The following is a 13,476-nucleotide window of genomic DNA, read 5'->3' on the forward strand; positions in this document are numbered from 1 at the left end:
AACTGTACATTTTGCTTATCGCTTGAGCGCAAAGTGAGCTTTAAATTCCCTCACCTGGCCCTCAATTGTGAACTCTACGGTAAACCAGTAATCTGTTGCCGGTACCTGGTAACCGTTAAAGGTCCCGTCCCATCCTTCGCCTGCAGCGCTTATCTGTTTCATCAACTTCCCAAAGCGGTCAAAGATATAGATCTTAGCATCCCTGTTCTCATCGGTGTTAAGGCCGAAGATATTCCAGGTATCATGATAGCCGTCCCCATTCGGTGTGAAGAAGTTCGGATAATCGATAACGCTCACATCCTTCAGGTCGAGTATCAGCTCAAGGTCGTCACACGGATCTGCTGTTGCTGTATCCCTGACGCGAATGCTGTGCCCTGGATTTTCACCGTCTACAGGATATGCCGATACATTCTCAAATACATTTGAGTTTTGCCACGGCCCATTGTCAAGGCTGTATTGATATTCGCCATATCCCTCAACCAATACTGTTATCACCTGGTTATCCCCAAACGGGTTGCCTGTAACAAAGCCATCGGCATTTATCGGGCTTGCAGGGCCGCTCTTCTCTATAACTACAGGATCTATAGGGTCAGACACACAGCCTGTAGCGCTTGTAGCAACTACCGTGTAGCTGCCCGGCTGCCCTACTATAACTGTCGGCCCGGTCTCATCTGCCATCACTGTACCGTCATGGTACCATACAAAAGTGTGTGTGGCATCAAGGCCAGAACTTATTGTAGCATAGCGCACCGGCTCATTGGTTACAAAATCGATACAAACGGTAGTATGGTCTGTTGTCAGCTCCGGTTCCGGTATGCGTTCCACGAACAGCTCTAAGGTAGTTACCTCGTGGCATCCGCTCACAGTAGATTCATTAGTTACCCTTACCCAAATCATTTGGTAATCCGGCGACCCGACATTCTGATAGGCCGTTGGGTTCGCTATTGCGTTCGTACCTGCTTCAGCATCTTCCGGTGTCGTATAATAGGTTACACTATAATCGGCCGGATCCTGTGTACCAAGAGCATCGGCATCGGCACGGGTAAGGTCGAACGTAAACACGCCATCGTTGGTTCCGTCATAATCACATTCAAAGAACGTCTCTGTTACCGGGTTGGCGGTCGCTGCTTCTTCTACCACTAAGGTAAGTGGCGCCCATGTTTCACACTCGGTATCATTACGGATCACCTGTACAAATATATCTTGTTGGTTAGGTGAGCTTGTATTAGTGTAAACGTAAGGCATTGCTATGTTATTGCCCATGTTGGCCATACTACTAAAGAAGGTAACCGTATAATCATCCGGATTAGCATCTTCTCCAAGTATCTCATCCATATGGGTATTGAAGTCGAAGGTAGCGATACCATCTGTATTCTGCTCGCATATTGCATACGGTGCTATCACACCTGCTACCCCCAGTGCTGGAAGCGGGTTTACGATCAGCTCGAAAGATACTATCCGGTAACATACAGGGTCGGCAGCATTACCAGTGTTGGCCTCTGCCCTCACCCAGATCGTAGCATTGCCGCTGTTATAGGCCGTACTATTGGTTATCTGGTTTGTCCTGTTGTTGGCATCCTCTTCTGTTTCATAGTAGGTTAGTACCATATTGAAGTCATTATTTCTTATGTCGCTTTCGGCATCGGTAAGGTCAAATATCTCTTTCCCGTCAGGCGAACCGTTCACGTCGCACAATACAAGCGGATCCGGATTTATATCCGGTTGTGGCAGCGGCAGCACTTTTATAGTCAGTGTTGTATAGCTTTTACATCCTTCCGGTGTAGTAACCATTACATAAAGTGTCCTCGGGTTGTTTATAGGCATCACATTAGGCTCACTGTTTTGATAAGCCTCCGGATTTTGTATAGGGGCTGCCGATACAACAGTCCTCGGATCCTGTTCAAAATAGGTTACCGTCATACCCTGGCCTATTCCAAATTCGCCCAATATCTCCTCGTCTTTTGTGGTAAGGTCAAAAATCGTTATACCGTCATTTGGCAAGTCTTCATTACATAAAACCAGCATAGTCGGTGTTTCAAGCAGCAACGGCTCATTCAGTTCAAGATCGAAACTTGTGATACTGAAACATTCCGTATCCGGCGTTTCCACCCTCACCCATATCGTCTGGCCATCGGTACCATAATAGTGTGCCGGGTTGGTTATCCTTGGCGCGCCGTTATTAGCGTTAGCCTCGCTTACAAAATAATGTATCGTAAGCGTGTCCGGTGTAGTCTGCATTGCTGCGTGTATAACCGCGTCCTGAACGGTAAGGTCAAAATAGGCTTTGCCATCCTGTCCGTTATTATCCTGGTCATCACACTGCACAAGGTCCTCAAGGTCTTCCGGCGCCTGTGGTGCAGGCTCAACTATCAGGGTTAGTGTGTAAGGTTCCTGCCTTACACATCCTGTCACAATATTCTCTACCCTTACATATACAAACTGCATGTACGGATTTATGTTGTGGTAATTGGCAAGGTCGCCGGTTATCGGGTTGTTGCCGTCTATTGCGTCCTGGTAGGTCGTATGGAATGTTACCACGAGATTCGGGCCGTTGTTCACCATGTCTTCCACAAGGGCTTCGAGGTCGAACTCGCCAATGCCAAGGCCTGTGGTATCGCAAACGGTAAGTTCATCATCCGTTGGCGGTACAAGTACCGGTACAGGCTCTACCCTTACATCGAGCAACACAATCCTGTAGCAGCCGGTTTCTTCCAGTTCAACTCTCACGAAAATCGTCTCAACAGCTGCTGCGTTCGTGTACGATTCCGGGTTAAGTATCTGGCTTGGGCCTGTCCCTGCTACAGCATCATTGTAGTTTTTGAAGAATGTTACATTGATTCCATCCTGGAGCTCTATAATCTCAGGTATTTTTGTAGTAAGGTCAAACACCTCAATCTCATCGCCGGGCGCATTCTCATCACATAAAGTGTATGGAACCGGGTTGTTGGCTATCGGGAGCGGATTCACCACCAGCTCAACATCTACTTCTTTAAAGCAGCCTGTAGCATTATTGGTTACCCTTGCCGTTATCGTATACGTTGTGCTGTTGAAGCTTGCAGGAGTTGAGATCAGGACTGAATCCCTATAGAAAGTTACAGTAAACTGTGCCGGATCCTGCCCGCCAAGTATCGTTTCCTCCAGTGTGGTAAGGTCAAAGATTGCACTGCCATCGGTATCATTTGGACTGTTATCACAAAGCGCATAAGGTTCCGGTTCGGTAACTGCCGGTACCGGGTGCACTATCAGCTGCAGTTCCGCTATGTCAAAACAGGAAGTCTGAGATGATTCTACCCTTATGTAAAGAATTTGTACGCCATTGGTAGTATAGGCTTCTACATTGGTGTAAGCACCCGTGTTTTGTATGGCATTATTCAATGCATCAAAAAACGCATCATCATAAGTCTCAAACGGTATAGCAGTAACTGTGCCTCCCAGCTGCGCCTCGATCAGGTCGATCACCGTGTCAAGGTTAAATACTGTTACATTATCGTTGTTCGGGTCACACTCTTCAAGCGGCGCAAGATTTGGCGCTATAGGTGCCGGAAGCACTTCCAGCTGTACCGTACCTATTACTTTACAGCCTGTTACCACATTCACGATCCTTGCATAGATAGTAGTTGTACCTGAAAGCAATTGGTAAGGAAGGTAATTATCTTCTCCTGCCGCCGCATCATCAAGGCTTGCATAATAGGCTACTGTTACACCCGATGCACCCATTGTTATAAGCTCATCTACTTCTGAAAGGTCGAACAAGCCCTGGTTCGGCTCTTCTTCGCAAGCGTAGCGCGGCTCAAGGTTGGTAGCTACCAGCGGAAGCGGATTCACAACAAGCTCGAACGATGACACGCTGTAGCAGCCAAAGTCGCTTTCTACCCTCACCCACACCTGGGCATTACCGCTCTGGTAATTAGTATCATCAGCAATTGGCTCTATATCGCCTTCGGCATTTGCCTGAGACGTATAGTAGGATACGGTTGCCCCGGGATCGCTGGTAGCTTCGGCATTTTTTGTAGTAAGGTCAAAAAATTCTAAACCATCAGGCGAGTTGTTGTCATCACAAACTACATAATCGCTCACTACAGGCACGGCAGGCCGTGGTTGTATAATAAGCTGTACTTCTTCTACAGCATAGCAGTCGGTGCTGGTGCCTGTTTCTACAGCCCTTATGAAAATGCTTCCCGGAGCGCTGTTATACGTTGCCGGAGTATCAATATCGCCTGTACCGTTTTCGGCATCATCTAATGTAGGGTGATAGGTTATAGTCAGGTTGTTGGCACCGTTCATAACCTCAGTTCCTGCCGGTACGAGGTTGAATACCGCCATGCCATCAAAATCATCATTACAAACTTCGAGAGGAGTGGCCGGAACCAGTATTGGTGCATTATTTATTTTTACAGTAAATGTGTAGGAATCCGAGCATATAACGTCAGTACCTGTCTGGGCGCTGATGGTTATATCCTGTGTAGCAGTTATCGTTGTACCCACCGGGATAACGTTATTAGCTGCATCATGGTACTCGCCTGTTGTAAGGGCCGGAAGCACATAACTGCCACAAACCTCAACATCTTCAGGGGTATCTACCACAGGGGTCTGATTTATAATCAAATCGAAACTGTTCTCGTAAGTACAGGTATACGGATCGGTTCCGTTGCTTTGGTACCTGAATACGGTTTGTGAGGTAGTGATTACCGTACCATCGGCAAGTACATCTCCCTGGCCGCCGGCTTCGGTATAGTAATTACCTTCTTCAAATACAGGCAATACATAGCTGTCACATATCTCTACATCTTCAAGGTCTTCAAAGAAAGGCTGCGGCGTTACTATGAGGTCGAAATGCGTAGTGCCGTAAGCTAATTCATTATCGGTTTGCTGCACCCTTACATATATCGTTTCGGTAGTTCCCGAATACGTTTCAGGATTTGTAATATCATTTTCTCCTAATGTGGCATCAGCCTGATTGTGATGGTAGGTTATCGTATATATTGAAGGGTCATCCAATTGCGCCATCATAAAATCATTCTGGCTTGTCAGGTCGAATATTTCAATATCATCGTATGGCGCGTCTTCACACACGTGCACTGTTACAGGCTGGTTAAGCGGTACATTACAATCTAAAATGTGCAGTTGGAATGTCCTTAGAAACCTGCAATCGTTGTCATACCTTTGGATCTTAGCGAATATCACTTCACCCTCAGTACCTTCATAATTAGCAGGAAATATTATACCGGGATCGTCATTTTCAATTTCTTCCAAGCTATGGTAATAATAAACCTCATAGAATATCGGATCACTAAAACCTGACAACATAACATCGGTATTATCTTCAAGGTTAAAAGTAGCAGTGCCATCCCCATCGCCACATACACTAAGGTCATTAGGATCATTCGCATCATCCGAAGCATAAAACTCTATCAGGATATCTTCCCTAATGTTACAGTCCGGCGATGCAGGAGTACTGGCAAGGAGTGTGTACAGACCGGCCTCTGTAACCGTTAAAGTAGATGTAGTTACAGGATTCCCGCCATTATCTAAAATAAGCACGCCATCCTTTTCCCATGTAAAACTGTACGGCACGCTGCCTGTAACCACGGGGGTCAGTACAAAATCTTCACCGTCACAAAGCGCAGTGTTTGTCGCAATAGTAAGGTCTTCCGGAAGTGTCGGTTGGCCTATATCAAAACTACCGGCAGCAAGGAATACGGCAGAGTCCCAGGCGTTGTCGTTCCTGTCGCCAATTACAAGCTTTATATGATAGGTAGTACCCGGTGTTACAGTAGATGACGCTGTCATGAGCACGGTGCGTCCGTCAAAATTTATAGGTGCGTTTACAGCAGCAGGCGCAGTAGCTGTTTCGCCATAAAACGCCCCAAAATAGGTTGGGTTTACAGAGCCACATGAAGTATTATACATTGACTGCCTGATAGTTGTAACTGCAATAGGTGTAGTTGTTGAAGGCACCAGTGCAAGGTTTGTGGTAACATTGGTGCTTGTATTTGTCAAAAAGAAAGCAAAGGCATCGGAATAACTACATTGAAAATCGCCATATTCCTCAGAAGCAAAAACAAAGTCGAAACTCATGGTTGTTGACAGCGGCACGAAATCGAACTCAATTTTCGAAACGTCATTATAGCTGGTAATGCCTGGGTCAAAACCAAGCCCCTGTATATAACTGAGAAGCTGGGCATCGCCGCCCCAGTTACCTGTGCTAAGCGGTGCATTTGTATTTGGCCCACCTGCCTGCATGCAATTTCCAGCCTGCAGGATGATACCGCTCTTTACAGGAAACGTAGAGTTATTCCTTTCAAAATAACCAATTCCCGCATTGTTAGGACCTGTACTCGATGTAATATTTGAAATTTCAACACATTGTATATCTATAAGTACATCCCTCACAAGTTCTTCAACCGAATATTGGTCCTGGCTCACTGTTACAAATTTACCGCGTGGCGTATCACTGTCGTTACAGCCAAAACACCCTGGCACAGGGTCCGGCGTGTCTGATGTTACTACTACTGTATTCGATAATAAGTAAGTAGATACATCATAATTGACTGGTATCGTAATCGTAACGGTATAGGTTACACTTTCCCCGGCTGGCAATACATTTATGTAATTCTCCATTGCACCCTGGCCACCGGCATTATTACCTGCCCAGGACATTACGGCAATATTTACCGGTTTAGCATCGGTTACATGCACATTGTAGGCATCGCTCGGCCCGGGATTGGAAACGGTTATGGTATAGGTTACCTTTTCACCTAACAGATATTTATCCTGACCGTCTGTTTTAAGCGTTACCAGGTTGGCCTTTGGCGCAGGCGTTGCCGTAACCGTACAGGCTGTACAGCCGGGAACAGGGTCCGGTGTTGGGCTGGTTACACTCACTGTGTTTACGATATTGGTTGTGGTGCTGAAATTGCTCGGCACCGGTACGGTAAAATTATAGGTTACCGTTTGGTTTACGCCAAGCAGCGCTATAACATCAGTAAGGTTTCCTGTACCGCTGGTGCCATTGCTTCCTGTCCATGATGCATTTGCTGCTGTAAGGCCTGCAGGCACCATATCCTGCACGGATACATTCAGCGCCGGCGATGGGCCGTTGTTATGAACTGTTATAGTATATATCGCATTGGTACCGGCAGTATACGTCGTGCCGCCTGCCAGTGTTTTTGTGGTTACAATGTCTGCTGAGGCTGCTTCAAGGTCGGTATCAATACACGCGGTGCAGTCAGGAGTTGGATCCGGGGTGTCTGATGTTACTGCTGTTTCACTAACGAGATCGCCCGAATAATCGGCAGGTATCGTAATTGTTATGGTATAGGTTACTGTTTCACCGGAAGCCAGTGCTGCAACAGTATCATCAAGCGCTGCATCGATACCTGCCGATCCGTTGGTGCCTGTCCATGAAAAAGCGGTAATACCAGCAGGAATAGCGTTAGACACATGAACGTTGGCCGCCGGTGCAGGGCCGTTATTGGTTACCGTCACGGTATAGGTCGCTGTACCGCCTGCAAGGTAGTAGTCCTGGTTGTTAGTATTGGTTACTGTAATATCGGCATATTCGGCAATATCGGTATCCGAACACTGGGTGCAGTGTACCGTAGCAGGCACAGTGCCCACATTGATACTTACTCCTGCGGTTATAGGATCGATATAAGCATCCGGCCATGGGCCTGCTGTAATAGTATAGGTTATGCTTTCGCCTTCGGCCAAAAGCGGTATTGTCTCAATAGGAAGCTGGCCTGTACCTGTTTCCGATCCCGAGCCGCCTTCTGTAGAGGTCCAACTGATCGCAGCACCGGTAGAAGCTGCGTCAAAACCAAACTCCACTTCGATGTCTTCAGCATCACCGGGGCCGTCATTCGTAACTACCAAAGTATATACTAGTGAGTTGCCCGGGACCGGCGTATAAAACTCCTGCCCGTCGGTAAGGTCTGCAATAACATTTGGCCCGTCAGGCGCAGTATCGGTATCAATACAGGCTGTACAGGCAAAATCAGCATCAGATGGGCTGCTCACTACTGCTTCGCTGATGACAGAAGGATCTGTATAATCTGCAGGGACAAGCAGGGTAATGGTATAAGTAACCGTTTCGCCCATAGCAAGGGTGGCGATGGTATCCTGCAAATTTTCATCAGTACCCGACGAGCCATTGCTGCCGGTCCATGAGAATTGTGTTATGCCTGCAGGGATAGCATTGGCTACGTTAACATTGTATGCTGCATAGGGGCCGGTGTTACTCACCGTAAGGGTATAAACAGATTCGTGGCCCGGAAGGTAGTTAACCTGGTTGTTGGTATTCTGCACCACAAGGTTGGCCGAATTTGGCGCATCTGTGTCTGTACATTGCGTGCAGCCAGGTGTCGGGTCGGTCACAGAGACGTTAAGGCTTGCCTGCGTGGTTAAATTGCCTGTAAATGTAGCTGGCACCTGCAGGGTCACTGTGTAGGCAACCGTTTCGCCTGCCGGCAGAAGGTTTATCAGGTTGTTCAATGCCGTATTGGTACCCGAAGATCCATTGCTGCCTGTCCAGGAAAACTGGGTTATACCGGCAGGGATCGGCTCTAACACTCTCACAAGGGTAGCATCTTCAGGCCCGTGGTTGGTAACGGTAACGGTATATACCGATGTTGATCCCGGCACATAATTATCCTGGCTGTTGGTATTTATAACCTCAAGGTCGGACCGTGTGGCATAGGTAACCCTTACATCCTGCAGGTCCTGCTCATAATCACTCGGTATCCTTATATTTATAGTATAAGTAACGGTTTGATTTACGGCCAATGTAGGTATCGTGTGGTTCAGGTTCACATTGGTGTGTACCACTGCGGGAGGCCCTTCCAGGCTGGTAGTCCACCAGAATTTCATAATTCCCGGAGGCATAGGGATATCCGGCGGGATGGCCATAAAAACAAGTACGTTAAGGGCAGGCTGTGGGCCGGTATTGGTCACCATAACAGTATAGGTAAGCACATCGCCCTGAACATAAGCATTGGTGGGATTTGTACTGAATACAGATATGTTTGACTGCGCTTTTGCGGTAATCGCCCCTAAAAATAAGAACAAAATTAGTAGTAGTTTTTTCATATAGCAGTTTTTATAATCAGCGTAGTATTAGTGGTATTTAATTATGATAAATAAATATTAATTCTACAAGGAATCAAATATAAATATTCGGTAATACTTTACCCTTAAAATTTAAAATAATCACAAATTACTTTAAATTTATTACAAAAAAAAGCATAGTAACGGGTAAATTTTAGGAATAACATTTTAAGTGGAAATTACCCTACCTGCGTTATCACGTTTTTTTACACTAATTTTGCATAAAATTTTAAATCATGGAAAATATAACTATAAAACCCACTCAAAATCCTGCAATAGTGAAGTTTGAATTCACCGACTTCATTGCCAAAAGCGGGAACTTTGAATATAAGAATATTGACGAAACGGCCAATTCGCCCCTTGCCAAACAGCTGTTCTTCCTTCCGTTCGTAAAAACGGTCTATATATCCGGCAATTTTATCGGAATTGAAAAATATTCCATTGTAGAGTGGGAAGATGTACAGGAGGATGTGGCAGAGCAGATTGCCAACTTTGTAAACGGCGGCGGGCAGATTGTTATCGAAGAAGAGGAAAGCCGCAAGAAACAGCCTTCTACCGTATATGTGGAAGCCACCCCGAATCCGGCGGTGCTGAAATTTGTATCCAACAGGATGCTGACAAAGACTACAGCAGAGTTTAAGAGCATTGACGAAACCGCTGCTTCACCACTGGCCCGTGAGCTTTTTAAATTCCCGTTCGTAAAAGAAGTATTTATTGACGAGAATTATATCTCGATAACCAAATATGCCGTTGCCGAATGGGATGAATTTACCGCAGAGGTGCGCAGTTTTATCCGCACTTTTTTAGAAGATGGCAAAACGGTTATTGACGAATCGCTGATACAGGCTACCCCACAGGCAGAAAAACAGAAGGAAGAATATTTTGATAACCTTGACACTACGTCGCAGCGCATTATCAACATACTTGAAGAATATGTGAAGCCAGCAGTACAAGCCGATGGTGGCAATATCGCCTTCGATTCTTACAATGAAGCCGACAAACGTGTGAAAGTAATATTGCAGGGGGCCTGCAGTGGCTGCCCTTCTTCTACGTTTACACTGAAAAGCGGTATCGAAAACATGCTGAAAGACATGCTCAACGATGAGGATATTAAGGTCGAGGCCATAAACGCATAAATGATTAAAGGATTTTCCTGTCATTCTGATGAAGGAAGAATCTCTAATATAACTTGAGATTCTTCACTACGCAAGCTCCGTTCAGAATGACAGGTTAACGCTCCTTCTTATTTTTATCGATGTCCTTACCTTTCTTTACTTTTTCCTTTTTTACCAGTGTATTCGTCTTTTCGTTGTAAATAGCTTCCTGTATTTTTTTACCGGTTTTGCTGAAAACTTTTATTTGCGGGTCTTCGTGCGTTCCCGTGATAACGATAGGAATCCCTATCAGCCCTGCTGGCGGCAGGCCAAGTCGCATACGCAGGTCCAAAAGGCCGTCGAGACTGGTGGTTCCGGTTATGGTAGGCCTGAATACAGCTACTTTAAAGGTAAAATCATCAATATGGATCAGGTTATTATTTATTGTCGTTTTTACTGTGATGCCTTTCATATCCGGGTTATCCATTTCTTTGGAGCCTGTTTTCGAGCTTATGCCGCCAAACAGCTTTAAACCCACTACTTTTACATCCCGCAAAGAAATCGTCCCACCACCATCGAGAGAAGGCATGATAGGGCTCATGTTCCCGTCAAGGTCGCCTTTTATCTTGTAATCGACCGAGATGATACCTTCTGCTTTTTCTGCAGCGGTAACCAGGTCGTGGAATAACGGTATCTCGTTATATGCCCGCTTTACGCTAAAATCCTTAGCCGTAAAATGAACATCAAAATTGGCCGCCGTCGGGGATTCATTCTTATAGCTGGCATCAATGCCTACCTTGCATCCAATAATATTAAAATTGGTGTTTTCGAGGAAGAGCCTGCCTTTGGATATCCCTACCTTTCCTATAAGATTGTTGAGTACCAATCCTGTATATTCTACCTTATCGGCATTAGCGACAAGCGAAACATTCAGGTTGGTTGGCAGTACTACCACGCCGCTCATTTTCGGGTGGTCTTCTTTTGCGTATTCTACCTCGGCCTTACGGTCTTTGTTCTCGCCTTCCTTAAGCGCCATGAATTCATCCACTTTAATGAATTTCGATTTCAGGTTGAAGTTTCCGCTCAATGTGCCGTGCGATTCGAGGAAATAATTAATGGTGTTGAGCAGGTAGCCGTTTATGGAGAAATCCGACTTGCCATAATTCGCCCTGAATTTATCAAACCACATCTTCTCATTCTGGAAGGTGAAATAACCCTCACTTATAAAAAACGCTTTCGGGAAAAGCTCCGAAGTTGTTTTTATGTTCTTCAGCACAAGGGTTCCTTTATTATTCAGCTTATCATACTGCCCTGTGGTGGCGTAGCTCTGCCTGCCTTTCAATGAAAGATCTGCCTTTGCATAGCCGGTAACATCCAGCCCTTGCTGTTTAAATACCTTATATATTTTCCCAACATTCAATTCGCCTTTTATGCGTGCGTCGTAAAAAAGGTCGGCAAAGTCGGAAACTGTAGCATTTACATAAACGGGGTTGCCCTCAAAAACGAATGATGCCGGGGTGACAGCTACTTTTAAATCTTCAAAGGTGCCATTGCCGTTCTGAATATTCGCCACAAATTTTATATCGGTGATCGGGTTGGGATAATAATCGGTTTTAAGCCAGCCGTTTTGCAGGTTGATACCGCCTTTGGCTTTGGGGAATAGTTTCTTTTCGGCGCTGTATTGCCCGTCGGCTTCAATATCGGCCCTGAGCATGCCTTTCAGGTCCATGTTTTGCAGCCCTATCGCCGCGTCCAGGGTTTTCAGGTCGAGCGTCCCTTTTATATTGGCCTTAACGTCCATTTCAGTAAGACCTTTCGTTTGTAAAAAGGCATGGAAATAATCTTTGTCTCCAACCTTAAAGTCGAGCTTTCGGAGGTTGATATTCAGCTTTTCGACATCGAGTGAAGGCAGCATAGCATTCAGGTCGAGGTTAAAATCGGTAAGCGGTACCGGTGCGCCGTCATATTCTACCGACCCGTCATTGATCTTCAGGTTAAAACCAAGGTCGGGTTGTTGTTTTGTGGCAGCGTTATACCGCCCCTTAAAGGTAAACAGCAGGTCGCTGCGGCCTTGTATGTTGGTTTCATCGAGCCAGGTAAGGTATTGCGGCGGCAGAACCGACAGCAAATCCTTAACAGTTGTATTCTCTGAAGCCGCATCAATGTTGATGTTGTAGCCATCTTTGAGTATCGTAAATATTCCTGTAAATTCTACCGGTAGCTTATTTATTTTGAGCTCGTTCTTTTGCAGGATGAAGGATAGGGAATTAGTATTGATACGGGTAATCAGGTCGGCACGAAGGCTTTTCTTTTCGAGGTAGGGAACACGGTCATAATAAAAGTCAACGGAATCGATACGTGCATCGGTACGGAGGTCGAATACATCCTCGCTAAGGTCGCCTTTGCCTAAATAATTAAATCCATAAGCATCTACCAGTATCTTGGCCGAACGGTCGCTGTATTTGATGTGGCAATTGTCGAGATCTATGCGGTCAAGCCTGATGGCCGTTCCTTCGGACAGGGTATCTTTAGGCTGGTCTTTTTCGGATACGTACACATTGTAATTGGCCTCCCCTTTATCGTTGACTTTTACATTGATAAATGCATCGGAAACATAAAGCTCATCGATCTTCACTTCATTGTCGAAAATCAGCCGCTTCAGGTTGATGCCAAAGGCCACCTGGTCGGCTTTAAGGAGCGTATCATTTTGGTACGGAGCCGAACCTTTCAGGGAAAGATCGTCCAGCGATACGGTGAGCGATGGAAAATGCGTGAAGAAGGAAAGCTTTGATTTGGAGAAGTTCAGTTCACCTGCAAGGCTTTTATTGGCCAGCGCCTTTACCTGCTCCGAAACCATGCCTGGAAACAGCAGCGGTATGAGGAACATCAGCAGCAATACCGAGGCAATGAATATGCCAAGCCACTTCCCTATTTTGAGTGCTATTTTTTTTGCGGATGTTTTCATGGAACCTTATTTTAATCGCGAATAAAATTAGATTTTTACTGTTAATAAGGCTTGCTATTTAACTTGACGTTAGTATAAACGAAGAATGTTCATGGTTTGGAGTTCAGTGTTCCGGGTTTTGCTTCTTCAAGGTTTTAAAAACCTTGTAGGTGTAATTGTTAATAATTTTAGACCTACAAGGTTCTTAAAACATAGGTGTTCGGAAGACAAAAGTTCATTGAAATATTTTCATATATTAGATTTATAAACTTGATTATGCCAAAGAAAATAAGCGTAAGTTCTTTGTTGAAACTAATAGACAAAGATGTTTTA

Annotated in this window: 3 protein-coding genes; 1 reads left to right on the forward strand and 2 read right to left on the reverse strand. The window is 45.5% G+C overall.

The genetic code is table 11. From position 1 onward, the window contains the following. Positions 1-15: 15 nt before the first annotated feature. On the reverse strand, positions 16-9,087 hold the full coding sequence (locus AAEO56_RS05735; RefSeq protein WP_341696066.1) for a choice-of-anchor L domain-containing protein: 9,072 nt from the start codon (positions 9,085-9,087) through the stop codon (positions 16-18). Between the two features lie 254 nt (positions 9,088-9,341). Here AAEO56_RS05735 and AAEO56_RS05740 point away from each other — a divergent pair, with 254 nt between their 5' ends. Beyond that, complete coding sequence (locus AAEO56_RS05740) at positions 9,342-10,241, forward strand: NifU family protein (RefSeq protein WP_341696067.1); 900 nt, start codon at positions 9,342-9,344, stop codon at positions 10,239-10,241. 94 nt (positions 10,242-10,335) lie between these two features. Here AAEO56_RS05740 and AAEO56_RS05745 read toward each other — a convergent pair whose 3' ends face one another. Further along, a complete protein-coding gene (locus AAEO56_RS05745) occupies positions 10,336-13,164 on the reverse strand; it encodes an AsmA family protein (protein WP_341696068.1) in 2,829 nt (942 codons plus the stop codon). Positions 13,165-13,476: the final 312 nt, after the last annotated feature.

This window comes from Flavobacterium arundinis (assembly GCF_038289855.1).
GTDB classification, from domain to species: domain Bacteria; phylum Bacteroidota; class Bacteroidia; order Flavobacteriales; family Flavobacteriaceae; genus Flavobacterium; species Flavobacterium arundinis.